26 protein-coding genes are annotated in these 23,511 nt (G+C 49.8%); 14 read left to right on the top strand and 12 right to left on the bottom strand.

Annotated elements, in window-relative coordinates:
• Nucleotides 1-265: 265 nt before the first annotated feature.
• From ACLHDD_RS12905 to ACLHDD_RS12895, 3 genes are all read left to right on the top strand, one after another.
• Nucleotides 266-901 carry a carbonic anhydrase gene (locus ACLHDD_RS12905; protein ID WP_427105212.1) on the top strand — a complete coding sequence of 212 codons (636 nt, stop codon included), beginning with the start codon at nucleotides 266-268 and terminating at the stop codon, nucleotides 899-901.
• Nucleotides 898-2,373 (top strand): SulP family inorganic anion transporter, encoded by a 1,476-nt coding sequence (locus ACLHDD_RS12900; RefSeq protein ID WP_427104431.1) that lies wholly within the window; start codon nucleotides 898-900, stop codon nucleotides 2,371-2,373. The genes ACLHDD_RS12905 and ACLHDD_RS12900 overlap by 4 nt, the downstream gene beginning before the upstream one ends.
• Before the next feature lie 250 nt (nucleotides 2,374-2,623).
• Complete coding sequence (locus ACLHDD_RS12895; RefSeq protein ID WP_427104430.1) at nucleotides 2,624-4,045, top strand: diguanylate cyclase; 1,422 nt, start codon at nucleotides 2,624-2,626, stop codon at nucleotides 4,043-4,045.
• A gap of 19 nt (nucleotides 4,046-4,064) precedes the next feature.
• Here ACLHDD_RS12895 and ddlA read toward each other — a convergent pair whose 3' ends face one another.
• From ddlA to ACLHDD_RS12870, 5 genes are all read right to left on the bottom strand, one after another.
• Nucleotides 4,065-5,162, bottom strand: coding sequence for a D-alanine--D-alanine ligase (ddlA, locus tag ACLHDD_RS12890; RefSeq protein ID WP_427104429.1), 1,098 nt, complete (start codon nucleotides 5,160-5,162; stop codon nucleotides 4,065-4,067).
• Between the two features lie 93 nt (nucleotides 5,163-5,255).
• Nucleotides 5,256-5,807 (bottom strand): hypothetical protein, encoded by a 552-nt coding sequence (locus ACLHDD_RS12885; RefSeq protein WP_427104428.1) that lies wholly within the window; start codon nucleotides 5,805-5,807, stop codon nucleotides 5,256-5,258.
• Nucleotides 5,804-8,155: a fimbria/pilus outer membrane usher protein gene (locus ACLHDD_RS12880; protein WP_427104427.1), complete on the bottom strand. Its 2,352-nt coding sequence runs from the start codon at nucleotides 8,153-8,155 to the stop codon at nucleotides 5,804-5,806. The genes ACLHDD_RS12885 and ACLHDD_RS12880 overlap by 4 nt, the downstream gene beginning before the upstream one ends.
• Nucleotides 8,156-8,182: 27 nt before the next feature.
• The gene (locus tag ACLHDD_RS12875) at nucleotides 8,183-8,863 is read right to left on the bottom strand and encodes a fimbria/pilus chaperone family protein (RefSeq protein WP_427104426.1); all 681 of its coding nucleotides are present in this window, start codon (nucleotides 8,861-8,863) and stop codon (nucleotides 8,183-8,185) included.
• Between the two features lie 63 nt (nucleotides 8,864-8,926).
• Entirely contained in the window at nucleotides 8,927-9,619 is a 693-nt protein-coding gene (locus ACLHDD_RS12870; protein WP_427104425.1) for a DUF1120 domain-containing protein, read from the bottom strand.
• Nucleotides 9,620-10,477: 858 nt separating this feature from the next.
• On the opposite strand from ACLHDD_RS12870, the gene ACLHDD_RS12865 reads away from it, so the two are divergent.
• Nucleotides 10,478-10,606 carry a hypothetical protein gene (locus ACLHDD_RS12865; protein WP_427104424.1) on the top strand — a complete coding sequence of 43 codons (129 nt, stop codon included), beginning with the start codon at nucleotides 10,478-10,480 and terminating at the stop codon, nucleotides 10,604-10,606.
• Between the two features lie 194 nt (nucleotides 10,607-10,800).
• Here ACLHDD_RS12865 and ACLHDD_RS12860 read toward each other — a convergent pair whose 3' ends face one another.
• The 4 genes from ACLHDD_RS12860 to ACLHDD_RS12845 are packed head-to-tail and all read right to left on the bottom strand — an operon-like array spanning nucleotide 10,801 to nucleotide 13,868.
• A complete protein-coding gene (locus ACLHDD_RS12860) occupies nucleotides 10,801-11,688 on the bottom strand; it encodes a hypothetical protein (RefSeq protein WP_427104423.1) in 888 nt (295 codons plus the stop codon).
• A gap of 20 nt (nucleotides 11,689-11,708) precedes the next feature.
• Nucleotides 11,709-12,224, bottom strand: coding sequence for a hypothetical protein (locus ACLHDD_RS12855; protein WP_427104422.1), 516 nt, complete (start codon nucleotides 12,222-12,224; stop codon nucleotides 11,709-11,711).
• Nucleotides 12,211-13,248: a phage integrase gene (locus ACLHDD_RS12850; RefSeq protein WP_427104421.1), complete on the bottom strand. Its 1,038-nt coding sequence runs from the start codon at nucleotides 13,246-13,248 to the stop codon at nucleotides 12,211-12,213. The genes ACLHDD_RS12855 and ACLHDD_RS12850 overlap by 14 nt, the downstream gene beginning before the upstream one ends.
• An 8-nt stretch (nucleotides 13,249-13,256) precedes the next feature.
• Nucleotides 13,257-13,868, bottom strand: coding sequence for a phage repressor protein CI (locus tag ACLHDD_RS12845; RefSeq protein WP_427104420.1), 612 nt, complete (start codon nucleotides 13,866-13,868; stop codon nucleotides 13,257-13,259).
• 89 nt (nucleotides 13,869-13,957) lie between these two features.
• Between ACLHDD_RS12845 and ACLHDD_RS12840 the strand changes: the two genes are divergently transcribed.
• Genes ACLHDD_RS12840 through ACLHDD_RS12830 form a run of 3 tightly spaced genes read left to right on the top strand, consistent with a single transcriptional unit; the run spans nucleotide 13,958 to nucleotide 14,943 of the window.
• Nucleotides 13,958-14,194 (top strand): regulator, encoded by a 237-nt coding sequence (locus ACLHDD_RS12840; protein ID WP_427104419.1) that lies wholly within the window; start codon nucleotides 13,958-13,960, stop codon nucleotides 14,192-14,194.
• 34 nt (nucleotides 14,195-14,228) lie between these two features.
• The gene (locus ACLHDD_RS12835) at nucleotides 14,229-14,738 is read left to right on the top strand and encodes a phage regulatory CII family protein (protein ID WP_427104418.1); all 510 of its coding nucleotides are present in this window, start codon (nucleotides 14,229-14,231) and stop codon (nucleotides 14,736-14,738) included.
• A 7-nt stretch (nucleotides 14,739-14,745) separates the two neighbouring features.
• Complete coding sequence (locus ACLHDD_RS12830; RefSeq protein WP_427104417.1) at nucleotides 14,746-14,943, top strand: hypothetical protein; 198 nt, start codon at nucleotides 14,746-14,748, stop codon at nucleotides 14,941-14,943.
• Here ACLHDD_RS12830 and ACLHDD_RS12825 read toward each other — a convergent pair.
• Nucleotides 14,940-15,191, bottom strand: a complete 252-nt coding sequence (locus tag ACLHDD_RS12825; RefSeq protein WP_167429444.1) for a hypothetical protein — start codon at nucleotides 15,189-15,191, stop codon at nucleotides 14,940-14,942. The two genes, ACLHDD_RS12830 and ACLHDD_RS12825, sit on opposite strands and share 4 nt — an antisense overlap.
• A gap of 38 nt (nucleotides 15,192-15,229) precedes the next feature.
• On the opposite strand from ACLHDD_RS12825, the gene ACLHDD_RS12820 reads away from it, so the two are divergent.
• The 7 genes from ACLHDD_RS12820 (at nucleotide 15,230) to ACLHDD_RS12790 (ending at nucleotide 20,579) form a co-directional block, all read left to right on the top strand.
• On the top strand, nucleotides 15,230-15,424 hold the full coding sequence (locus ACLHDD_RS12820) for a phage filamentation protein Fil family protein (RefSeq protein WP_072051016.1): 195 nt from the start codon (nucleotides 15,230-15,232) through the stop codon (nucleotides 15,422-15,424).
• Nucleotides 15,388-15,726 (top strand): DUF5347 family protein, encoded by a 339-nt coding sequence (locus tag ACLHDD_RS12815; RefSeq protein ID WP_427104416.1) that lies wholly within the window; start codon nucleotides 15,388-15,390, stop codon nucleotides 15,724-15,726. Before ACLHDD_RS12820 ends, ACLHDD_RS12815 begins: the two co-directional genes overlap by 37 nt.
• 69 nt (nucleotides 15,727-15,795) lie before the next feature.
• Nucleotides 15,796-16,023 carry a DUF2732 family protein gene (locus ACLHDD_RS12810; protein WP_427104415.1) on the top strand — a complete coding sequence of 76 codons (228 nt, stop codon included), beginning with the start codon at nucleotides 15,796-15,798 and terminating at the stop codon, nucleotides 16,021-16,023.
• On the top strand, nucleotides 16,023-16,250 hold the full coding sequence (locus tag ACLHDD_RS12805) for a TraR/DksA family transcriptional regulator (RefSeq protein ID WP_277971941.1): 228 nt from the start codon (nucleotides 16,023-16,025) through the stop codon (nucleotides 16,248-16,250). The genes ACLHDD_RS12810 and ACLHDD_RS12805 overlap by 1 nt, the downstream gene beginning before the upstream one ends.
• 166 nt (nucleotides 16,251-16,416) lie before the next feature.
• The gene (locus ACLHDD_RS12800; RefSeq protein WP_427105211.1) at nucleotides 16,417-18,363 is read left to right on the top strand and encodes a replication endonuclease; all 1,947 of its coding nucleotides are present in this window, start codon (nucleotides 16,417-16,419) and stop codon (nucleotides 18,361-18,363) included.
• Between the two features lie 107 nt (nucleotides 18,364-18,470).
• A complete protein-coding gene (locus tag ACLHDD_RS12795) occupies nucleotides 18,471-18,659 on the top strand; it encodes a hypothetical protein (protein ID WP_187505866.1) in 189 nt (62 codons plus the stop codon).
• Nucleotides 18,660-18,914: 255 nt separating this feature from the next.
• Entirely contained in the window at nucleotides 18,915-20,579 is a 1,665-nt protein-coding gene (locus ACLHDD_RS12790) for a hypothetical protein (RefSeq protein WP_427104414.1), read from the top strand.
• 40 nt (nucleotides 20,580-20,619) lie between these two features.
• On the opposite strand, the gene ACLHDD_RS12785 is transcribed toward ACLHDD_RS12790, so the two are convergent.
• The gene (locus ACLHDD_RS12785) at nucleotides 20,620-21,651 is read right to left on the bottom strand and encodes a phage portal protein (protein WP_427104413.1); all 1,032 of its coding nucleotides are present in this window, start codon (nucleotides 21,649-21,651) and stop codon (nucleotides 20,620-20,622) included.
• Complete coding sequence (locus ACLHDD_RS12780) at nucleotides 21,651-23,417, bottom strand: terminase ATPase subunit family protein (RefSeq protein WP_157354360.1); 1,767 nt, start codon at nucleotides 23,415-23,417, stop codon at nucleotides 21,651-21,653. Before ACLHDD_RS12780 ends, ACLHDD_RS12785 begins: the two co-directional genes overlap by 1 nt.
• Nucleotides 23,418-23,511: the final 94 nt, after the last annotated feature.

The following is a 23,511-nucleotide window of genomic DNA, read 5'->3' as shown; positions in this document are numbered from 1 at the left end:
AAATGAATTAATAATCTCTTTCCTATATTTCATTCCACTTCTTCTGCTGAAGTAAATTTACCTTTCGCTGACTTTTTCTGACGCCGGACTGACAAAACCGTTGATGTTAATGCGCTGTGAAATATTGCACGTGCATTGGCAATGGTTAACGTCTATAACCTTTTTCTGTGACTCAGTTCTTATTTACCTGACGGTTAACCCTTTACGGGTCAGCCGAAACACTTTGTGGTCAGCCAGGATGCGACATCCCGGTAGTAGAGAGAAGGTGATTGTGACGACACTTAAACCCTTATTAGCGAAAAATCGCAGTTGGGCCTTACAGCGCCGCCAGCGTAATCCGGACTATTTTAAAAAATGCCTCCATCAGCAAAAACCACACTCGCTCTGGATAGGCTGCTCTGACAGCCGCGTTCCTGCCGAAGTCCTGACCGGCTCCCAGCCTGGCGAACTCTTTGTCCATCGCAATATTGCCAACATGGTGATTGAAGAGGATGACAATCTGCTGAGCGTCCTGCAGTACGCCCTTTTTTTTCTCGGCGTGAAACGCATCGTCCTGAGCGGCCACTACGGCTGCGGCGGGGTTGAGGCCGCACTGAATCTGCCGGGCAGCGTGCTGGACGGCCAGGAGAGCGCGCTGGCAAGGCGCATCAGCAGGCTGCGTCAGGATATCGGGGCGAGCGTGGCAGAGAACCCGTCGCCGCAGGCCGAACCAGGTGAACGGCTCGACCGGCTGGTTGAAGCCAACGTTAAAGCGCAATTTGCCCGACTGGTCAACGCCGGACCGGTCCGGCAAATCTGGCAATCGGGCCAGGAACTGGAGGTGTTTGGTTGTGTCTATGACCTGCGCTCCGGCCATCTTAAAGAGCTGATTCATCAATCTGCAGAGGAGCCTTCATTATGAACCTCGATACCCTGCGCCGCGACATCCCGGCGGGTCTGGTGGTTTTCCTGGTCGCGTTACCACTCTGTCTGGGGATCGCCCAGGCCAGTGGATTACCGCCGTTTGCCGGTCTGCTGACGGGCGTGATTGGCGGACTGGTGGTGACGTCGCTGAGTCCCTCCCGGTTTGCCGTCAGCGGTCCGGCGGCGGGCCTGGTCACTATCGTCGTCGCCTCGATGGCATCGCTGGGTAGCTTTTCTGCCTTTCTCACCGCGCTGATCATCGCCGGGGCGTTGCAGTGCCTGTTCGGACTGCTGCGCGCCGGGCGCTTTATCTCGCTGGTGCCGGGCAGCGTCATCAAAGGCATGCTGGCGGCGATAGGTCTGTTGCTGATCATGCAACAGATCCCGGTGGCCTTTGGTGCCGCAGGCGATGCGGAGCTGGTGTCGCTGGTGACAGGCGAGATGACCTTTTCGCTGCCCGCGATAGCCGTGGCGATGACGGGTCTCGCCATCCTGTGCCTCTGGACCACCGGGCCGGTCAAACGGATCAAAGCGCTGGCCTGGATCCCCGGTCCACTGATTGCTGTGCTGACCGGCTGTTTCGCGACGGTCGTGGGCGGACAGCTGTTTCCTGATGTCGCCAGCGGTCTGGCACGCATTTCGCTGCCTGCTTTCGACAGCGTTTCTGCGCTGGTGGCCGGGCTGGAAACGCCCGACTGGATGGCCTGGCAGAATCCGCAGGTCTGGGTGGTTGCCGTAACCCTGGCGCTGGTCGCCAGCCTGGAAACGCTGCTGAGCCAGGAGGCGCTGAAAAAGTTACGCCCGCAGACGCCTGCGCCGTCTCCCAACAAAGAGATGTTTGCTCAGGGGATCGGTAATCTGACTGCCGGCTTTCTGGGTGCCATGCCGATCACGGCGGTGATTGTGCGCAGCTCGGTTAACGTCAGCGCAGGCGCACAGACTAAACTGTCAATCTTCATCCACGGTGTGCTGCTACTGATCTGCGGCATGTGGTTCAGCGAGATGCTGAATGCCATTCCGCTGGCCAGCCTGGCCGCCGTGCTGCTCTACACCGGCTATAAGCTGGCGACGCCGCGACTCTTTGCTGAGCAGTTCAGGATGGGCCCGCAGCAGTACGTGCCGTTTCTGGCGACGATTGTCGGGATCATCACGCTGGGTATGCTGGTCGGCATCGGGATCGGGATCGCCATGCAGATCCTCTGCAGCATCTACAAGAGCCATCGCAACGCGCTGCAACTTACCCGTTACGACGACCACTATGTGCTGCGCTTTCAGCAGAACCTGACCTTTATGCACAATCCAAAGCTGCAGGGGTTGCTGGATGAGATCCCGGAGAACAGCGTGGTGATCGTGGATAACGATAATGCGGAATATATCGATCCTGACGTCAGGGCGGTGCTTAAAGATTTTGGCGACAACGCCGATAAACGGGGTATCCGCCTGAGTCAGTGGCCGGTGGCTGTAAAATAGCGTTAAGTGCAAAGACAGGGTGTCATAACAGCAAAAATCGGATATCACGGATATCCGATTTTTTTGTATGCAGGGCATAATAAGCCCCCATGTGCAGGCGTCATCGGGGATCAGCAACCTCCCTTATAGACCCCTGAAATGGTGTTATATCGCAGGATGATACAGCGGGTTCCCAGTATGTCATTATTCTGACGTCACGCACCTGTTCAGGCTGACGTGGACACGCCTCTTTGCAACAAGGTCCGGAAGTATGCGTATACAGCTGTTTGAAGAGCACAATGCTAAGAAGAACGCCTTTTCACTGTTTTTCATCACGCTGCTGTTTTGCTTTATCGGCGGACATCTGCGCTTTCCGCAGGAGCTGTCATTGTTCTGGCCGGTAAACGCCATCATCACCGGCATCATCGTCCGCCATCCCTTTCTGCATGAGACCCGCTCTTATCTCGCCAGCTTTGCCGCAATGGTGTTTAACGACACCGTTTTTTCGGGCTGGGCGCTGACCGCGTTTACACTCAATCTGGCGAATCTTTTGTTTGTCCTGGTCGCTGTCATGCTGCTGGTGAAACATTTTCAGCACGATTCTGGCAGCGAACGCATTACCAGCGTGCTGCGTATTTTTCCGGCCTGTCTGCTGGGCGGGCTGGCCTGTGCGAGCTGGGGGGCGCTGGCTCAGCAGGCTGACTTCAATGCCGGACTGGCAACCGCCTGGGGTGAGTGGTTCAGCGAGCAGTTCTCAACTGGCCTGATGCTGCTGCCTTTTTTGCTGACGCGCGGCGGGCCATCGCTGACGCTCCGCCAGTGTATGCAGCTACATAAGCTGCTGCCGGTTATTACTGTCATCCTGTCGCTGATCGTTGGTGCGCTGATGGGGGGCGCAGGTAGCCTGACATTTCCGGTTCCGGCACTGGTCTGGTGCGCCATCGTCTTACCGATGCCACTGACCAGCCAGGTGATCCTGCTCACGGGCATTACCGAAATTATCCTGGTTTCACATGGAGTAATGAACATTCAGGGCGATGATAATCTGCTGCCGGTCAGCCATCTCACGTCAGCGCGGCTGGGCGTCGCCACAATCGCAATCAGTCCGCTGATCGTGGCTGCAAGCATGGATGCGATACGGCAGCTGAATGAACGACTGGCGTTGCGGGCAAATTACGATTTTCTGACCCGGCTACTGTCACGTTCAGGCCTGTATGAAAGTCTGCATGCGGAGCCGATTCATCCGGCGCGTAAAGTGGGGGTGATCCTGATTGATGTCGACTACTTCAAAACAATCAATGACAATTTCGGCCACGATGCGGGCGACAGTGTGCTGGAAGCCATTGCCCTTCGTATGCAGCAGGTCGTGAATGATGCAGGGCGCCTCTGTCGTTTTGGCGGAGAGGAGTTTGTGGTAGTGCTGTTCGATCAGAATCCGGACAAGCTTTACTCTCTGGCGGAGTCGATCCGGCAGACTATGGCCAAAGAGAAGTTCTGGCTACAGGGCAGTACGGTGACAGTGACCGTCAGTCTGGGACTGGCGCATGGCAGAGCGGGTAAGGCGACAGAGTGGCACCGCGTGATTAACCCGCTGATATCCGCTGCAGACAAAAACCTTTATCAGTCGAAACGCAATGGTCGCAATCAGACTTCCCCGGTTGACGACCGTGCCATTAACAGCGACGTGGCATAATGTCACGCCGCGGGTTGGATCAGCTGACGCTGCTTTTCAGGGTGCTGGCCTGCTGGTGACGTTCTGTCGCCAGATCGATCAGGCGGCTGATCAGATCCTGATAGCTGAGTCCGGCCGCCTGCCAGAGTTTCGGGTACATACTGATGTTGGTGAAGCCGGGCAGGGTGTTCACCTCGTTGACGATAATCTCACCGTCGTCAGTCAGGAAGACATCGACGCGGGCCATGCCAAAGCACTCCAGCGCGGTGAAAGCCCTGATGGCAACCTCACGAATCGCCTCGCTGGTGTGCGCGGAAATCGCCGCCGGCACCACCGTCTGCGCGCCGCTTTCAGAGATATATTTGGTGTCATAGGAGTAGAAGGCGTCATGTACGACCACCTCTCCACAGGGACTGGCTTCAGGGGCGTCGTTGCCCAGCACCGCACATTCGATCTCCCGGCCTTTAATGCCCTGTTCAATCAGCACTTTACGATCAAAGGAGAAGGCCAGCGCCAGCGCCGCCTCAAAGTCATCAGGTGAGTCAACTTTGCTGACGCCCACTGATGAACCCTGGTTGGCCGGTTTGATAAACAGCGGCAGGCCCAGGCGGGCAATCACGGCCTCTGCATCCAGCTGTGAACGTTGCGCCTGGGTAACGCTTATCCATGGCGCGACTTTCAGCCCGGCATCACGTAACAGACGCTTGGTAAAATCTTTATCCATACTGACGGCGGACCCCAGCACATCGGACCCGACAAAGGGTAACGAGGCCATGCGAAGCAGGCCCTGCAGAGAGCCATCTTCGCCCAGCGTGCCGTGAACAATCGGAAAGATGACATCGATCTGCGACAGCGGATGGGCGTCGTGGCGGGTGATGATCTGCTGCTGTGTCTGACCCGGCACCAGCGCTACCGCTTCGGCGGCAGAATTCAGCGCAATCAGCGCCGGATTTTCCGCGTTAAGTAAGAAGTCTGACGCATCGTTAAGGAGCCACTGTCCCTGCTTGTCGATGCCCAGCAGCACCACATCGAATCTGGTTTTATCGATCGCCTCAAGGATATTTTTGGCCGACTGCAACGACACCTCGTGCTCAGCCGATTTCCCGCCAAACACAATTCCTACCCGCAACTTAGTCATCAATTTTGCCCACTGAAAAAATCAAAACCACAAGATAGCATGGGCTTTGCGCGGGAAAACAGGGCAGGGTGGCAGATAATTATGCCCGGCGGATTAGCCTTCGCTGCTGACCAGAAAACGGCCGTTCAGCTGCCACTGCTGTTGTTCGCTGACGCGGGTGGCGGGAGAGGATAGCCAGGTTACAACCGTCACGTTTGCGCGTAGCGTTGTGCCTGCGGCGCGCTGACCCGCTTTCAGAAAACGCATCGGATGATTGTCGGTAAAGGCCATTTTCGCAGCCTGCCCGCCTGCGCTGTCAATCATGACCGGCTGATCGTCGAGAGTCACATCATGCAGGGTGAGCGTTGCTCGCCCCTGTTCTCCAAACAGATAGCTTTCATTATCTTTTGCCGGTCCACTGAAGGTCAGGGCCATCGGCGTTGGGCGATCGCAGATCACGGAGAGACCAATTTCACGTTCATCACCTATACGCAATTCGGCGGCTGACAGAATGTTTCCGGGGCGCGAGAGCAGTTCGCCGCGCGTCATTTCGCCATAATCGATCTGAGGCTCACTGAGCTGGATCGTACATGCGGCATGGGCAGTTAAGGCCGTCATCAGACCGCCCGTCACCAGTAGCAGTGACAGAAAAAATCGCTGTTTCATATATCGCATCTCGCAGAAAGTGAGGCATAAAGCGTGCCGGGCTTGTCATACCAGGGCGTGATCATGTGCAGTGAGCACGGTGTGCCGTCAGGGCGCGCGCTAAGCAGCGGCTCGTCTGGCAGATCGTCGAAGAAAAGTGTGCCATCTTCATTAACAAAAGCGATGAGCATGCCTTTGCCATTTTTTACCGGCGCGCCTGGTGCCGGACCATCACCGGATGGAAAGCTCACCAGTGCACGGCGTACAGTAAAGGCCGGCAGCGTAACCGGTACGACCGCCCCGCGGTAAGGCGTGATGTCAGCGATACCGCTGATAATCTGAACATTTCTGGGCAGGCTCAGGTTTTCAATCTTCACAGTATTCTTCTGCCAGGGAGTCCAGGAGGCGATGGCATAGCCGCTATGATCGCTCCACACCGTCCCGCCCGGCGTGCGTATTTTCACGTCTGGCTGCGGGTTATTCAGTGAGATCACGCCAAAGGTATCGCCCACTTTTCGTGGCGTAAACGTCAGGCCGTTGCTATGCCACACGGCACCGCCGCGTGCGCCGAGATTGTAGCTGGTACTGTTTTGACTGTGCGACGCACCGCCACTCAGCTGACTGTATTTTGTCGTCCAGATGGCTGTGCCAGCCATTGAGGTATCTCTCTGACTTTTTTCACCCGAGAGGCCCCAGGAAAATTTGTCATTCAGCATACTGTCTAAGCCGATTCCGGCCCGCGTTTGACCTTTATTGTTACTGGCCCAGCTGCGCACGTTACTGCTGCTACCCAGCGGCACTGACAGGTTGAGGTAAACATAGCGGTCATCAGTATGGCGCTGATCCTGTGTCAGCCGGTTTTTCTGGACGCCCAGATTGATATTTACTTTTCCAAAGGTGCGGCCCCAGCTGAACATATAGCCTGTGCTTTCTGAACCCTGCCAGTTCTGTGACAGGCTACCGGAAAAAGAGAATACGCCCAGCAGGGGCTGGTTGTAGCTCAGCCCGACAGCGTATTGAGAATGCATCTGCCCGTTCTGGTCACGGGACTTTTTTTCCTGCCATGCATTGCCGGGGTCGCTGTAGCCGCGACTGCGGAAGCTGGCAGAAGAGGTGAGTGACAACTGCTCACTTATTCCTGCATTGAGACTGACCTGATGATTGAGACCCTGCTTTTTACGGTCATTATCTGCCGTACTCTGTAACAGTGAGGCCGTTTGCGTGACAGAGGCCATCAGGCGTTCGGTAAGACGCAGCGTAGTGCGCCACGACGCGGCCTGATAGTTCTGGCTCACCAGCCCCCCGGCCATCACCGCCATGAAATGGTTCTGATAGAGTCCGGCAGAACCGACTATCAATGGGAACTGATTGTCGGTCAGACGTAAACGCCCTGCGGCCAGCGAAGGTCCGGCATCTGCCAGCGCCAGCGAGGATTGGGCTTCAATATAGGGGATGATCTGCTGCTGACGATTACCGGATTGATCATGACTGACGATCTCAAAATCGTCTGACTGATTAATGGCCGGGATGCCAGTCAGCCTGTTCATGCCTGCTGTCACCTGGAAGGTTTTTAGTAATATCCCTGCCTGCCAGACCTCAGCTGTACCCGCCTGTGATACCAGCAGATTCAGCGAGACATCATAGCCTCCGCCATTCTGCAATCCCCGTTCCGGCACGATTTGTGCGCCCAGCAGGTTAATACCGGAAAAGAGTGAGTTGCCCGCAGTGATTTCACCAATCTGCAGCACAGAGTCCCAGCCAGGGACAGACCGCTGCCCATAGCTGTAAAGACGGGAAAGCTGATGTCGGTCATCAAGGCTGGTGAAACTTTGCCCACTGCGAAAAATCCAGTTATTAATATTGGCACCCACTTCGGAAGTCAGTGCCTGCGAGGTGTGGTTTCGTCCACCGCGTGTCGAATACTGATAATGACGGCCATCATAGTTTACGACCAGCGCATTACCCCCGCTGGCATAGTGCCGTCCAACGAACAGATTGCTTGCAGGCACCGTGAGGAGCAGGCTATTGCGATCAACCTGCTGTTCAATATGAACAGGGCCCTGGGCTGGCAGTTGAGGACAGACATGCTTTTCCGCGTCATCCAGGCTATCAGGCGTAATACCCAGCGTTTTTAACTGTTCTGCTGACCAGCAGGGCGTGCCAGCCTGGTCAAAAGTGACGGCATGAACGCCCTTGCTTTGTCCATTTACAATAATATTTATATGTTGCTGGCCTGGCAGAAAGTGGGTTCCCGAGTCCAGAAGCTGTGCGGCGCTGGCATCGTAACCCAACGCTTTGAGCATCTCAGGGTCATAGCCACCTGCCGCCGGCGCGTTCGCTGAACAGGCAATCAGGCTAAGTAACAGCAACCGTTTCATCACAGAATAAAAGCAGGCTTACAGCTGCGCATCGTAAGGCGCAGTCAATATGCCGTATCGTGTTACCGGATGCAGTCGGACAGATTTTACGTTATGTGCGATGGCTGCAGGCAGCGCCACAGAGACTTTCTCACCCGGCAGAATATACGTTTTTTTAAGGCTGGCCGATCGCGCGGCAGGCAGTAAATCAACCTGTTCAGTCAGCCTGACGATATAATCGGTTGGATTCGTAATCGTCAGGGTTGAGCCAGTGCGGTTAAACGTCAGGCCAGTCCAGGGCGTCGTATTCAGGGGTAAGCTGGCGGGTGAGATAATCACCGGAATATTCTGTCCCACCAGAATACGTGCACGATCTTTTTTGCCATCATCCTGAGGCACAGAAATAAAATTAATGCGCTGCATCTTTTGTTTGTTAATTTTAATGCCGTCTTTTAGCACGACCCGAACCTGCTGCTTTTTTCCTCCGTCCACTTTAACCAGCTGCGGCGTCACGAGCAGTTTATTTTCTGGATCTTCAGGAATTGTCTGCAGACTGCTGTGAAGCAGTGCAGGGCTATTATCGGTATTCAGAACGATAATTGTTGCTTCACGATGTTGATCGTCGAGAAATAACACCGGTACTTCGGGTTTCATGCCTGCCGCCATCGCTGAAAAGGACGAAATTAACAGAATGAAGCTGAGGGAGAGAGATTTTAACAACGTATTGATCTCCGAAATAAGCAGAGCGAAGACATAGCATTCTTCGCTCTGTATAAATGAAAATTACAGATAAAAAACAGAGAAGGTAATATTTCCGTCAATGGGTACAGCTTCACCGGCAGGGTAGAGATTGCCTTTTTTCAGCAATACCATTGAGCCAATGGTATACGTTGGCCGGGTATAAGCTGAAGGGCCGGTTGCATCAACTGAAGACGCCAGACCGAAATAGTTATTCTTGGCGACAGCCTGACCATTTGAACCAATAGGTCTTGACTGCCAGGCTGCTTTATCGCTGCTGGCGAAAAGATTGTTATTAGCTACCCCATCTGAGGTTGCGGACCTGATTCCGATAGTGAGCGCGCCAACTTTGTTTTGTGCACTGTCAGTGCCTAAGCCAAAAATATCCTGTGCAGCCAGGTTTGAGTTTTCTAAGGGCACTTTCATCTGATCAGCGACTTCCTCTGCTGTCATGGCACTTGATGTACGATTATCGGTGGTTCTGATAGCCGTAGCGGCTGCAGCATCGCAGTCAACACTCAGAATCACATCCTCACCTGTTTTGTAGTTAGTGTCTTCAGTCAGTGTTGAAGCAGGAATATTTCCTAAATCAATTGAGGGTGTACTTAACGAGACATCGCAGGTAGCGGGTGTGATCGTGCCGGTTACGGTAAAGGTAGCAGATTCTGCAGCCTGGCCAGCAAAGCTCGCTAATGCCAGCGCTGAAGCAATGGCGGTATTTAACATTAATTTACGCATAATTTTCTCTAGTCAAGGCTAAATATGAACAGTTATATCAGACGCTTCCATGGCATTTATTTATCAGATCGCAGGGTGGAATAATTAAATCCCTTGCGCTGTGGCGAAAGATTTAATTATATCTTCAGGTTGCGATTGATTTTTCTGAATTTTAGTGTCAATTCAGTATGCGTAGGTTAACATAGCTAGTTACTAAAAGATCAAAGCGTAGTTAATTAAAGTTATCGTCATTTGATGTTTTTTGTTATTTCAATGTTTAGAATGTGAAATAAAATAACAGACAGGCGGTGCTGGCAGGAATAAGTCAGGCTCTGTAAGCGGTTTTTTGTCGGGAATTTCGCAAGGTCAATGATGAGAATTCATCTTACTAGTGTTTTCGCCCGGTCTGAAGTCGTTGCTAAGTGCGATCTGGCTTTAGCTATACGAATTTTATAATGCAGATATAAAATATGTTAATAAGGCTGTTGTGTCGCGTTACTTTTCGAAAATTCATCCTTAATATGCATTGTGGATGCAATAAAAGCGTTTCAATCGGGAAGTGTATGTTCAGAGAATAGTTTATTTTTCATGAGTTAATGATGTATTCCTCTGCAGTCTGTAAAATTACAGTCGGAGCAGATGCAGAACATTGCTGATTAAAGCACCTTACGAAAGTTAATTTTAGTCATTGTTGTGAAAGCGAATTGATGCGGGAAGATGCCAGACGCGGCAGATAACGCATGAGTAATTTCTCTATCATGCGGGAACAATCTGCAGCTTCTTTTTTTGCATGCCTTCACCATGCGAGGAATCATTACCGTAGTGCTGACAAGGTATGATCGTTATTGTTGTGGGAACAGAAAGAGGACGGTAGCAATCATGGTAAAAAAAGCTGTGCTCGGGGCCGGTTTGCCAGGTGAATCAATCAAGCGTGGGGTGCTGGCGGTAAAAATGTGCCGCCACTTTACCGCCACTCGAAATGCCAGCTACAAAAAACCGCTTCAATGAGCGGCTTAAGTATATGTTTTATATTTTGAAATTTGGTGGCCCCTGCTGGGTTTGAACCAGCGACCAAGCGATTATGAGTCCCAATTTGAAGCGAGTTAAATCAGTAACTTACTGATTTTTATGTTTTCTTTAAGCCGAATAGTGATGAAAAGTGGCACATAGCGTTGAGCTCTGCTGCCACTTTGCTGCCAAATCTATGAGAGCGTCCCAGCATTAAATTGCTTTCCTACACTATCGTTTAGGGCTTTAGAAATTTCTTTATTGATTTCATCATTGATACTTGTCATGGTGACAAAATGATTTAATTTCATGAACCTTATCGTTTCTGAAACAATATCTTCGTCTAAAAAAATTGGAAAGGAATAATATAATATTATCATCCTTATCTCTTTGGCAATATCAGGAGCTTCTTTGTTAATGAAATTTTTAAATTTTCTGTCAATATGGTTTCTGTATTCTATTAATTTTTCAGCTGTGATCAAAGGTTGAACAAACTTGCCGTTGTCGAAATCTATCTTTTGCGAATTATATATTATATTACTAATATCAATGCAAATTATAGAGTTATTTATTGTTTCTCTTGGTAGTTGTTTATCGAAAGCAAAACGCATGTTTTTAATCAGTGTGCCGATGTTTTTAGGTCGCTTGCATTCGATAAAGAAACGAATGCTTTTTTTTTCTGCAACTACGTCATGGCTATTATCTTCTATAATTGTAAAGCCTGCTCGTTTAAATCTTGATGCAATTTTTAATTCAAAGGCTAAGTCTCTAGCTGACTTTTTAATATCCTCTTCTATCAAGACAGTTCCTTTTGAAATTCTTCGTAAGAAACTACTATTCACTTCTCCGCTGCTATTAAAAGAATTGTAAAAATCAAATAGATCTATTAGTTCTGAAATGCTCCATAACTCTCTGAATGAAGGGGTTTCTTTTGTCTCTAACCATGATTTATAATACTTTGCAGCCTGACCAAACCTAGTTAAATCATAATTAATTCTGTTATCTTTTAACCAGCCTTCAACTTGGTCAAACAACATTGGGTTTAGATGTGTTATTTTAGTCTTGTTGTTTATATGACTCATATAATAATCCTCCTTGAACACTATACGTGAAAAACGCAGCCTTTTTTTACTTGTCTAAATTTTTTTTCATCAATTAATGTTTCTTCTCCATTAGAAAAATCATCAAGTGTTAAACAAAAGAATTTATTAGGAGCCATGCCACCAATTGGGAAAATAAACATGTGATACGGAATGAATCCAATTTCATTAAGCTTAATTATTAGTTTTTCATACTTTATTATTTCATCGCTTTCTAATAAGAATGATTCTTTATTGGTGTTGTGTAATTTTGAATCGATAACTATTATTTCTGATGGGGTAGACGTGAAAGCAATAAAATCAGGTCTTTTGCTACCGATAGATTCTACCCAAACAGGCAATTTTTTTGTCTCTTGTTCAATTCTGAAATAGATTGTTCCCCACTTATCCAAGTAAGATTGTGTAAGGTCTTCTCCTGCTTTACCAGCTTCAATTCTATATTCTTTTTTTTTCTCTTCCGATGCTGTGGTATCTGACAAATTTAATTTCGCTACCAAAGATCGCTTATCTACCATCATTTTCTCCAATATAAACTTTTAGTAATGGATTTTTTGTCGTTGCATCCGACAAGTGCTCAGGCGCAAAGTGTGCATAACGCATTGTCACCTTAATATCTGTGTGCCCCAATATCCGCTGAAGCACAAGGATATTGCCACCATTCATCATGAAATGAGATGCGAAGGTATGGCGTAACACATGCGTAAGCTGCCCAGCGGGTGTCTCTATACCGGCACGCTGCATGGCTTTTCTAAAAGCTGAGTAGCATGGTTTAAAGAGCACTTGCGCCTTTCTGCTGGATGGCAGTTCAGCCTGTAATTTTTCAGTTATCGGCACCGCGCGGTTTTTCTTGCCTTTAGTTTTCACATAAATGATCTGACCGGCGCGGATTTGGTTTCCCTTTAAGCCTTCGGCCTCACTCCATCGTGCGCCAGTTGCCAGGCAGATTTTCACAATGGTAGTCAGGTCTTTGGATCGGCTGTTCTCGCACTCGGTGAGAAGGGTTCTGATGTCCTCAATGGTGAGATACGCCATCTCCGATTCACTGATTTTAAACTCGCGCACGTTTTCTAACGGGTTCGGTGCGGTCCATTCATCTAACCGGCGAAGCTCGTTAAACATCGCCCTGAAATACGCCAACTCTAAATTTACCGTGCGCGGCGTAACTGTTTTCACTCGGCTGGAGCGGGTGATCTTCCCGCTTAACCGCTGCTCGCGGTAAGACGCAAAAATTTTCGCGTTAAACTCGGTTGCGAGTGGGTTTCCCATCGCCTCGCAGGCGAACGCCATTGTGGTTCGCCGCTTCTCACCATCCGCTAACGTGATGCCATGCGTGTTGAACCACAATTCAACCAACTCAATTACTCGCCGCTTATCTGCTTTCTCTCCCAGCCAGGGCTTATTTTGAGCCTGCTCTTTTACGAACTTCTCATAGGATTGTGCTTCGCCCTTCGTTGCAAACTGGCGGCGAATTCTTTTGCCGTCACGGCCGTTTGGGAAAACCTGTGCCTGCCATTTCCCGTTGGGTAATTTACTTACAGCCATATCCTGCCTTACAGATATTCGGTGCGAGCAACAACCTTACCCAGCACTTTGATGTCTTCTGCCTTGCACTCAAATGAAGCTTTGCCGTTCTCAACACGGATGCGATTACCGGGTAAACGGTTCAGTTCCCTGATGCTCGCCAGTTCATCCATTTCAATCAGCCAGAGACCATCTGTTACCTCACCTTCGTAGGCATCCACAATAAAAACTTTTTTATCGTAATTAACTACGAAAGGTGAAGTCAGCGTCTCAGGTAGTAGCTTTGAGTCATAAGTTACAGGCTCAATTATAGTTTTAACCCCATTTGAGATATTTATTCTTTTCAAAACGGTATTGTCTACAACCTTAACGGTCTCATTCATTTCACCTTGGCCGGTCGCCAGCCATAAGAGTGAGGCTCCAGTGTCTAACGAGCAAGTCAGTATCCAGTCAGCAGGGAAGTTATCACGCATATAGCGATTAGCCATTGTGCTTTGGGATACGCCTAAATGATTGCACAGCGCCTGTCTGTTCTTGAATCCGTAAGCTTCCAGGATGCGCTCTATTGCAGCTTTCCCACCACTTTGGGAAGGGAAGTTGAATTTTGTGTTTCTATTTTCGTTCGGTTTTGTTGTTGACATAACCTTTTAGTGATCCTAATATCGATTTTGTGGTGTGCTGAATATCGCTAAATACAGTTAAAACTACACAAACTTAAGGATACTGCCTCATGGGAAACCGTATATCAATGCGTCCAAACATCAATCTTGTAATCTCTGAACCCTATATCACGGTTGAAGAGTTCTGCCGCCGCACTGGTTATAAGGAAGGCACCGTACGTCAGATGTATCGTGAGAACCGGCTGCCCATCAGGAAGAAAGAGGGCGTTAACGGTCTCATCGAGATCAACATGGTTGCATTGACGATTGAAGCGGCCGCTGGCTGTGAAATCACAATGCAGGCTTGATGCATCCATATTGGGATAGCAGAAGGGATTTATCATGTTTGATTTTCGAGTCTCCACACATAGCCATTTTGATGATGCTTGCCGGGCGTTTGCACTGAAGCACAATATCATTCAGCTGGCTAATAAAGCCGGACTGAATCCTCAGACCATCCGTAACAAACTCAACCCGGAGCAGGTTCACCAGTTAACCGTTCGTGAAATGCTGCTACTGACCGATCTGACCGAAGACGCAACGCTGATTGACGGCGCGCTGGCGCAGTTGCATTGCCTGCCATGCGTACCTGTTAACGAAATGGCGCAGGAGAATCTACCTGCTTATGTACTGAAAGCCACTGCCGAAGTAGGGCAGTTAGCTGCGGGCGTAGTGAGCCAGGAGCAATTAACAGCATCCTGCCGCCGTGGTCTGGTTCAGAACGTACACGCAGGGATCCGCTGCCTGACTCTGGCAGCACTGGCGGTTCAGGCACGAGTGCATACTAACCCTGCGCTTTCGGGCACTGCTGATGTGTTAAGTGGTATCGGTGCATCTATGGGGATGGTGTGAGGTAGTTATGATCAAAGTATTGACCTACCAATTTAATTTAAAGGGTAAGCGCGCAGAGGTTAAAGATTCGGATGTTGCGTTGTGCTTTCCATCAATTTCAGGTGATGGCAGTTATTTCTTTACTCTAAAAGATGGTACGAGGTTTCGCGGTGAAGAAGTCAAAGAAGTGATACGTAATAAAGTATCACCTCTTACATATATTTAATTGTTGTACCTGTTCACCCATTTTTCAATAGCGTTCATGAAAATGTGCTGGTTATCAGAGCCGGGCGGAAGTTTGTTTAACTCACTGCGAACGGCAGAATAGAAAAGAGAGTGATCATGTTTTTTATTAGTGAAGTAAGCGTTAAGAAGTCCTGAAATAACCATGTTTTGAATTTTAACTTCGGAGCGTAGTTGCTGAAGGTCTTTCTCCAGTAGTTCGAAGCGTTCTATTTCTTTCTCATTCAGCATTTGAACCTCATGTCGTAACAGATAATGGAGTGAGGATTATGCAGGTTTTTGTAAGGTTTTTGAAACAACAGTCACCACTACAGCAGTTACAAGATTTAGGGCATGGCTGGATTGAAACTAAAACAGGCCAGCGCTGGCATCCGGCAATATCACAGGCCGAACTGCTGGCAGGATTAACCGGTAAGAGGAAAAAATCATGGGTTACAAGGCTGAGAGTATCACTGTTCAGATGAACGCAGGGCAACGTGCCAGTGCGCTTAATCATATCTCAGCACTTCGCACAATGATGTACGGCGATTGCAGTCATGAACTCAAACGCTTTATCGAAGACATGCGCAACAAGCGCGATCACCTGGCTGAACAGAATGGCCGCGCACTGAGCGCGATTTTCTTCCTGGCAAATATCAGCAAAGAACGTCATGGCGTTGATTTCAGTGAACTGACGAGTGACGAAAAAACGGCGCTGATTAGCGCGATGAATCACTTAAAAGCAGTCGTGAGTTTATTTCCAAAGAATCTGACGTTACCTAATTAATTAACCCAACGAAATTAAATGGCGTAAACCCGCCGGGCATTCTTTTGCCCAAATTCAAGAGAAAGAGAAATGCGAAATATCCAGACCCGAAATTTTAAAGCTGACGTAGACGCGCTTAATGCCCTGCTGAGCAAAGCAAAAACTGAACAGCGTAGTGATGATGCGCTGTCCGTTTCTATCCGCCTGGCCGCAGTGGCAATTCATGCCCGCAAAAATGAAATGTCCGCAGTAGAAATCATCGAGCTGCTGGACAAAGAGGCTGAGCGCTTTGAGAACCAGGCACAGGAGATGCACTGATGGCCGACTCAATGGATCTGGTACAGCAGCGCGTGCAGGAAGAGCTGGCGCGCAATCTGGCTAACGCTACTCATCGTCCTGCGGGGGCGAGTGAATTTTTCTGCCTGTCGTGCGGCGAAGAAATCCCGGAGCAGCGCCGCCGCGCACTGCCGGGCGTTTCCCTCTGCGTGACCTGCAAACAGATTAGTGAGCTGAAAAGCGTGCACTACAAAGGGGCGGCGTTATGAGCACCATCCGGAAATGGGCCGGTAGTAAGTCCGGCCTTGCTGCCGAAGAAGGCAAGTACGCAATGAAGATCATTCTTGTCCCGCATATTGAGCATGTGGCTTCACTGTGACCGATATTGCCGTAAACGCCGTTGAGTTTAATGGTGACTATCACGCTGCCCTGAAAATGCAGCGTGACAATTATGGCGTCAGAACGCCGCGTAACATGACCCTGGCTGAGCTGAAGCTGTGGAACGCTAACCCCGACGACCACAGCTGGCGCAGCCAATACCTGCATGACATGCCAGACTACTTGGCCGGGTACTTCGCTGACCGTTATCAAAAAATTCTTTCAGGAAAACATGGCCGTCGGCGGGCCAATGCGTTTCTGCGCCAGACCATTGGCCAGAGCGTATTGCCACGCCTGCAGCTTGTACGCAGCCGCTACCGGCTGAACGATGCTGCGCAGTTTGAGCTGCCCTTTATCAAACAGCTTGATCGCCTTCCGACGCTGGACCGCCAGGACATTCGCGATCTGGCTTATAAGATGGCCTCCTTCCTGTCACAAAGTCTGGCTGAGTTCGTTGATAAGGTCTCCATACCACAGGAGGCGGACGAACTGACCGTGACGCTCACCGGATACCGTTACATCGCTGAACTGGCTGCGCTGACAGGAACGCAGCCACCTTACTGGGCAGAGTTCTGTTCAGCTAAAGGTGAATTGCCTCTGCGCAAAGCCCAGTCTGGTCTGCTTCGCATGATGGCGCCAGAATGGTGGCGTGGCCGCCTGAAGCAGATGCGAGATTTACAGCGTGAACACATGGCTATCGCGGTTGGGCAGGTACAGAAAGCCGCATCACCTTACGTTTCCCGCAGCACGCTGGCCGAATGGATAGAGCAGAAAAAACGTAACCGTGAATTCTTCAAACGCTTTGATCTCATCAATCAGGACGGAGACCGTATTGCGCTGGATGAAATGGTCAACCGCAGCGTGTCCAATCCGGCAATACGCCGCCGCGAATTGATGACCAGAATGCGTGGGTTTGAGGATGTCGCCAATGAAACAGGGTGCGTAGGTGAGTTTTATACAATCACAGCACCATCACGTTATCACGCAGTTTACAGTCAGGGCGGCTTTGTTTCTCAGTGGAACGGTTCAAGCCCACGTGACACCCAGCGTTATCTCTGCCGTGTATGGGCGAGGATCCGCGCGGCACTGTCACGCGAAGCTATTCATGTCTTTGGCTTTCGCGTTGTTGAACCTCACCACGACGGCACGCCGCACTGGCACATGCTGCTGTTTATGCGCCCTGAAAACGTCCAGCGGGTTCAGCAAATCATGCGTGATCAGGCTTATAAAGAGGATTCCGGGGAGTTGACCACACCGCAGGCAATGAAAGCACGATTTCATGCCGAGCCGATCGACCCTGAGAAGGGCAGTGCGACAGGCTATATCGCCAAATATATTTCAAAGAATATCGACGGTTACGCGATGGACGGCGAGAAAGATGATGAAACCGGCGCAAATATGCGCGACATGGCTAAAGCTGTTTCGGCATGGGCTTCATGCTGGCGTATTCGTCAGTTTCAGCAGATTGGCGGTGCGCCTGTGACTGTCTGGCGTGAGCTACGTCGTATGGGGGATGTACGGCTGCCAGATAAGCAGATGGATGCGGTGCTGGCGTCAGCTTCTGTTGCCAGCTGTTGGGCCTCTTATACGATGGCGCAGGGCGGGCCGTTAGTAGCGCGTGAGGATTTAGTGATCCGCCTTTGCTACGAACTTACCGAAATGGGCAATGAGTACGGCGAAGATGTTCAGCGGGTGCAGGGTATCTATTCGCCAATGGTGCCGGATTCAGAAGTCATGACGCGCCAGGTCAAATGGGAAAAGGTCTCTAAATTGGCCGAAGCGACAGCGGAGGCTGGTTTTTCTGGCGGCATTGCCGCCCCTTGGAGTTCTGTCAATAACTGTACGGGGCCAGAGCGCCGATGGTTAGAGCTGGAACTAAAAGCCAGAGGATTTAACGGAGATGAATATGAAATTGGGCTGTTGCTTAAGGGCTGTAGCCTCAATGCAGGTGCGAAAATGCGGCTTTTCTACCGGAACGGTAGATTACAGGAAGAACCATTCTGATCTGGCAAGGTTCAGATCAATCCCATTGATACATAAAAATAGTTTCAATTCCGACTGGATTTTCTATACTGTATGCATAAACAGTAGTTGTAAGCAGAGGAGGGAACATGCAGGACTATCTTTTGGAGTCGGTGAAGCTTCAGCGTATTGATTTTTTTTTAAAACTTGTTGCTGTCAGCGATTGTAGTGATCAAGAAAAACGTATGGCAATTGAGTGGGTGTCCGAACTCACAGATGAGTTAATGGCGCGTCTGCGAAAGCATGAATACAGCCTTTCAATGAATCAGGCTGAGTGATGAAAGGCCTAATAGAACTACGAGCCGTGAGTGCATGACTATGCTGCATGAAATCGCATGATCCCAAAAGGATCTCTGATGCTCAGGCCCGCCAGTATTGGCGGGCTTTTGTTTATGTCATGCAGGTGCATGAAAACCACTACATAAAGCGGGCAGGCGTGGCGGGGCTACGAGCGCGCGCATTAATGCTTAAAGCATGTTGCGGCATAGCCCTCTTCAGTTATTATTCAGAAAATTCATGTTTAAGGAGTAGGTATGTCTATCGAGTCAATAAAATTAAGAATCGACTATTTTTTAAGTAGGTCTGAACCATCCGTGATGGCAATAAAAGGCGAGTGGGGAATTGGTAAAACCTATGCTTGGAATAGATACTTAATTGAAGCAAGAAAAGAAGGTCGCGTTTCTAATGGCAAATACTCTTATGTATCTTTGTTCGGGATTAAAACTTTAGAACAATTAAAAGAAGCTATTTTTTCTAATGCGGTGCCTAATGATCATGCAGGAGAGCCACCCAGCTTACAAAGCTTTCAAAATAATACAAAAAGCTTGCTAGATAGTTTCAGTAGGCATTCGTGGAAATTTGTAAAAGATCTACCTTATGTCAATCATGCTACTCCGGCCATACAAGCTTGGTCTTTTATGTCTATATCCAATTATCTTATCTGTATAGATGACTTGGAAAGAAAAGGTAGTTCATTGGAAGTTAAGGAGGTGTTAGGACTCATATCGATGCTGAGAGAACAAAAAGATTGTAAAGTGGTCTTACTTCTTAATGATGGTACAAAAGAAGTTGAAGATTATAGTAAATATAAAGAAAAAGTGTTGGATTTAGAGGTTTACTTTTCACCGCTGCCTGAAGAAAGTGCACAGATTGCATACGATAAAAATAAAGAATATTATTCTAAGTTGTCTGAAAATACGATAAACCTCGGTATAATTAATGTAAGAATTTTAAAAAAAATAGAAAGTATTGTGGAACTATTATGGCGATTCTTAGATGGTTCTGAAGAAGAAATAAAAACGCAATTTCTTCATAGTACTGCACTAATGGGATGGTCGCACTTTCACCCTAAGGCCGGGACAGAAGTTCCAACTTTAGAGTTCATTGAAGCAGTACAAAATGTATATATGCTAGGTAAAGATGAATCCTCTGAAACTGAAAAGGCCTGGAAAGAGTTATTACTTAGCTATAAATTCATGAATGTTGACGAACTTGATAAAGCTATTGCTGAAATTATTAAGCTTGGATATTTTAACAAAGAAAATTTTGAGTCCGTTATCCGTCGGGCTAATGAAAATATCCTTCACAAAAAAAAAGGGAATGGAATTGTAAAAGCATGGCAACTTTTCCACAATAGCTTTAAAGATAACGAAAAAGAAGTTTTGCAGGCCTTCATTGATGGTGTAAAAGAAAGCATAGAACATATTGATCCTAGCCAGCTCGATAGCATTATTTCTATAATGAGAGAGTTAAATGGAAGTAAAGAAGCAAAAATTGCTATCGAGTTTTTTATAGCTAATCGAAGTCATACACCTGAAATATTCAATTTAAACAGCTTTGAAATCTACAAGGAAGTTAAAGACGAAGAAGTAAAAGAAATGTTCGCTCGAGCTTATGCTAAATTCAAGCCTCAAGACGATTTTAGAGATGCCATATCTCGACTAAATGGTTCAAATGGCTGGAGAAATGAAGATATTGATCTTTTAAATGGAGTTACTCAAGAAGAATATTACGCCTTTTTTAAAAGTTTGGATGACCCTGATTTATCATCAATAATTGCCACCTGCCTTAAATTTGCTCGTATAGTGAATGCAGATAATAAAATGAACTCTATTACTCAAAAAGTTAAGGGGGCCTTAGAGGATATAAGTAAGGAAAGCAATTTGAATAAGTTGAGGATGGGAAAATTCGGATTATAAATTGATTAAATGATTAGCGTCCTAGGACGCTAATCATTGACTATAAACAGTAATCTTCAAATCGTATAACTTTTTCTCCAATCCATAAATTTAATTCCTCAAAGCGTCTCTGCAGTGGCATGAGTTCATTACGCACAAACACCTTGCTGGCCTTCTCAATATCACCAAATCCGCCGGTGTTGTTTGGAATGATCCCCATAAGTTGCGGCGGCACACGATGCACGGTCAGCATGTCGTCGCGGCTCACGTTTTTGATGTTGAGAAACTCATCTTTTGCCGCCACCTCAGACAGCGGGATGATCTGGATGCCGTCTTTTTTCCCGTTCGGGCTGTACATAAACAGGTTACGAAAGTTGCCAGGGCCCTTCGCGCTTTTCATGGCTCCGCGGATATTATCCACGTCCTGCTGACTCTGCGCCGGGTCGGTCATGTACATGATGAAACCCGCATGACTGCCGTTCAGGTAATACTTACGGCGGAACAGGGTAGCGGACTCGTTCAGCAGCGCCGACGGGATGGCAGACAGGTAGCCCGGCAGGCCGTAAATCTCCTGATTGATGTCCGGCTCCATCAGGTGAAACACGCTGCCCTTCGCAAACTCATAGGGTTCCGTGTTAATGCCATAGTGCGCATACCAGTAGGTATCGAGGTCCAGACCGCGCCGGGTGAACTTCGCCAGCGACGGCTCCAGCTTCAGCGTGTTACCGAGGCGGCTGGTCCGCTTCTCCAGATAGGCATTGCCGAAAATGAGGTAATCCAGCGCAAAGCGGCTGAACGCCTGCTGACTCAACAACGGGTGCGGTATAAAGGTACTCGCCAGAATGTTGCACTTCACGCTGATGGGTGAGCTGTGATGCACGGCGGCACGGAACGTGCGCGCCAGCCCGTCAACGCTTACGGGTGGTTCATACCAGCGATCATTGATTACACACTCCACATAGTCCAGCAGTTCGCGGCGGTCCAGCACCGGAATCGGGTCGCCAAAGGTAAACGCCTCCGATGCTGCCCCGCTGGTCATTTTATCCGGCTGCTGCACGGGCTGCGTGCGGGTGCGGTTCCTGCGTTTGCTCATCAGTAAATCTCCACAATGTTCTGCGTGTGTGCCGCCTGTCCCTGCAGCGGCTCGTTTGCCAGCGCGTGCATGGTCGCCCAGGCTAAATCGCCGTGGCTGACTTCCTCGCTGCGGCTGGTTTCATAGGTCGGACGGTTGCCGCTGGCCGTGGTGGCCTTGCGGATAGACATAAACGACTGCGCAATGTCGAGGTGGCTGGCGTCAAACTCCAGGCGCCCGCTGGCGATGGTGTCGTAAGCCTTCAGCACCAGGGCGTTCTTCACGTTAGGGTTATAAACAAACTCTTTCACCTGCGGGAAGAAGGCTTTGACGTTCTCGTATACACCCAGCCCGACGCCGGTTGAGTCGATGCCGATATAGGTCACGTTATACTGCTGCGTCAGCGTCCTGATGGCGTCAGCCTGTGCCCGGAAGTCCATTCCGCGCCACTGGTGGCGTTCAAGGATGCGGAACTTACCGCCCGGCACGGCAGGCGGTGCCATGACAACGCACCCGGCGCTGTCGCCGTTCTGCGTTCCCTTCGCCGGGTCGTAACCGATCCAGACTTCTTTCCAGCCGAACGGGCGCAGCGCCAGCGCTTCAAAGTCGGTCCAGACTTCCCAGCTGTCCACCATGCACTTCTGCAGCATGGCCAGCTGGAACACCGACGCCAGATCGTCCATGAAGACGCACATCAGCAGGTTCTGATAGTCCTCCGGGCTGTAGCGCGTGCGCAGCTGCTCCAGGTCAAACAAATCACAGCCGCCGCGCACAGCATCTTCAACCGTGACGATCTGGCGAAACTGGCCGTCTTCGCAGAGGCGACCGGCGGCCAGTGACTGATGACTGAGATCGATATCAACCCGGTCAGCTTTGGCCCGGCCCTTGTTGAACTGCGCGCCGGACCAGAACGGATAAGCGCTGTGGGTGAGGCTGGACGGCGTGGAAAAATAGGTTTCGCGCCATTTCTTGTGCAGCGCCATGCCGGACGCCACTTTCTGCAGTTCCTGAAACTTCGGAATCCAGAAATATTCATCCAGGTACAGGTTGCCGTGATAGCTCTGCGCGGTGCGGGCGTTGGTGCCTAAGAAATACAGGCACGCGCCGTTGCTCAGCGTCATCGGGTCACCTTTCAGGTCTACGTCCACCTCGCGGGCAAATTCAATGATGTACTGCTTGAAGACGTGCGCCTGCGCCTTGCTGGCTGACAGGAATATCTGATTGCGCCCGGTGGTCAGCGCATCGATCAGCGCCTCGCGGGCAAAAAAGAAGGTGGCACCAATCTGGCGCGACTTCAGCAGGTTGCGGACTGAGTATTTATTTCCGGCTTCCCACCACTGGCGCTGATAGCCGAACATCGAGCCGTGGAAAACCTCCTGCAGCTTCTCAATCTGCTCGTCGCTGAACAGGTTCTTTTCAGGGGGCTTGCGCGGGCCTTTGTTCCGGTTCTCCACGTTCGGGTTCAGGTCCGCTTCATTGCCGCCGTTGCTGAATTTACCGATCCGGGCGTGGCGCTCGGACTGCCGCGCCAGCAGGTCGATTTCCTTAAAGTCTTTCCCTTCCTTCTGCTCCTTCATGATGAGCTGGCAGTAGCGTGCGGCTGTGGTCAGCTGCATCTGATCCAGCGGGCCATAGTCGCCCCACTTATCGCGCTTCTTCCAGCTGTGAACGGTTGCGGGTTTCTCTCCCAGCATTTCAGCAATGCGGGCGATGCGGTATCCCTGAAAGTACAGCAGTAAAGCCTGCCTGCGGGGATCGAGGTCGTCGGGGGCGGGTGTCATGTTCATGCAGCCAAAATACGGCCCCGCCGCTTCCTTTTCCGCCATCCCTCATTGTGTGGTTTCCCGCACAACGTCCGCGCGTTGTTTCAATACCCCCTAC

The organism is Pantoea sp. NSTU24, assembly GCF_050157905.1.
In the GTDB taxonomy this organism is placed as follows: domain Bacteria; phylum Pseudomonadota; class Gammaproteobacteria; order Enterobacterales; family Enterobacteriaceae; genus Pantoea.
The sequence above is the reverse complement of the archived record's forward strand: the minus strand, read 5'-3'. Positions and strand labels throughout refer to the sequence as shown.

Excerpts from the sequence above, each read along its gene's own strand:
- ACLHDD_RS12825 (WP_167429444.1), bottom strand. The coding sequence starts at position 15,191 with ATGCTGAATGAGAAAGAAATAGAACGCTTCGAACTACTGGAGAAAGAC.
- ACLHDD_RS12870 (WP_427104425.1), bottom strand. The coding sequence starts at position 9,619 with ATGCGTAAATTAATGTTAAATACCGCCATTGCTTCAGCGCTGGCATTA.
- ACLHDD_RS12785 (WP_427104413.1), bottom strand. The coding sequence starts at position 21,651 with ATGAGCAAACGCAGGAACCGCACCCGCACGCAGCCCGTGCAGCAGCCG.
- ACLHDD_RS12830 (WP_427104417.1), top strand. The coding sequence starts at position 14,746 with ATGATCAAAGTATTGACCTACCAATTTAATTTAAAGGGTAAGCGCGCA.
- ACLHDD_RS12810 (WP_427104415.1), top strand. The coding sequence starts at position 15,796 with ATGCGAAATATCCAGACCCGAAATTTTAAAGCTGACGTAGACGCGCTT.
- ACLHDD_RS12780 (WP_157354360.1), bottom strand. The coding sequence starts at position 23,417 with ATGAACATGACACCCGCCCCCGACGACCTCGATCCCCGCAGGCAGGCT.
- ACLHDD_RS12855 (WP_427104422.1), bottom strand. The coding sequence starts at position 12,224 with ATGATGGTAGATAAGCGATCTTTGGTAGCGAAATTAAATTTGTCAGAT.
- ACLHDD_RS12850 (WP_427104421.1), bottom strand. The coding sequence starts at position 13,248 with ATGGCTGTAAGTAAATTACCCAACGGGAAATGGCAGGCACAGGTTTTC.
- ACLHDD_RS12835 (WP_427104418.1), top strand. The coding sequence starts at position 14,229 with ATGTTTGATTTTCGAGTCTCCACACATAGCCATTTTGATGATGCTTGC.
- ACLHDD_RS12790 (WP_427104414.1), top strand. The coding sequence starts at position 18,915 with ATGTCTATCGAGTCAATAAAATTAAGAATCGACTATTTTTTAAGTAGG.
- ACLHDD_RS12885 (WP_427104428.1), bottom strand. The coding sequence starts at position 5,807 with ATGAAACAGCGATTTTTTCTGTCACTGCTACTGGTGACGGGCGGTCTG.
- ddlA (WP_427104429.1), bottom strand. The coding sequence starts at position 5,162 with ATGACTAAGTTGCGGGTAGGAATTGTGTTTGGCGGGAAATCGGCTGAG.
- ACLHDD_RS12865 (WP_427104424.1), top strand. The coding sequence starts at position 10,478 with ATGGTAAAAAAAGCTGTGCTCGGGGCCGGTTTGCCAGGTGAATCAATC.
- ACLHDD_RS12815 (WP_427104416.1), top strand. The coding sequence starts at position 15,388 with ATGGGTTACAAGGCTGAGAGTATCACTGTTCAGATGAACGCAGGGCAA.
- ACLHDD_RS12860 (WP_427104423.1), bottom strand. The coding sequence starts at position 11,688 with ATGAGTCATATAAACAACAAGACTAAAATAACACATCTAAACCCAATG.
- ACLHDD_RS12800 (WP_427105211.1), top strand. The coding sequence starts at position 16,417 with ATGCAGCGTGACAATTATGGCGTCAGAACGCCGCGTAACATGACCCTG.
- ACLHDD_RS12840 (WP_427104419.1), top strand. The coding sequence starts at position 13,958 with ATGGGAAACCGTATATCAATGCGTCCAAACATCAATCTTGTAATCTCT.
- ACLHDD_RS12805 (WP_277971941.1), top strand. The coding sequence starts at position 16,023 with ATGGCCGACTCAATGGATCTGGTACAGCAGCGCGTGCAGGAAGAGCTG.
- ACLHDD_RS12795 (WP_187505866.1), top strand. The coding sequence starts at position 18,471 with ATGCAGGACTATCTTTTGGAGTCGGTGAAGCTTCAGCGTATTGATTTT.
- ACLHDD_RS12845 (WP_427104420.1), bottom strand. The coding sequence starts at position 13,868 with ATGTCAACAACAAAACCGAACGAAAATAGAAACACAAAATTCAACTTC.
- ACLHDD_RS12900 (WP_427104431.1), top strand. The coding sequence starts at position 898 with ATGAACCTCGATACCCTGCGCCGCGACATCCCGGCGGGTCTGGTGGTT.
- ACLHDD_RS12820 (WP_072051016.1), top strand. The coding sequence starts at position 15,230 with ATGCAGGTTTTTGTAAGGTTTTTGAAACAACAGTCACCACTACAGCAG.
- ACLHDD_RS12895 (WP_427104430.1), top strand. The coding sequence starts at position 2,624 with ATGCGTATACAGCTGTTTGAAGAGCACAATGCTAAGAAGAACGCCTTT.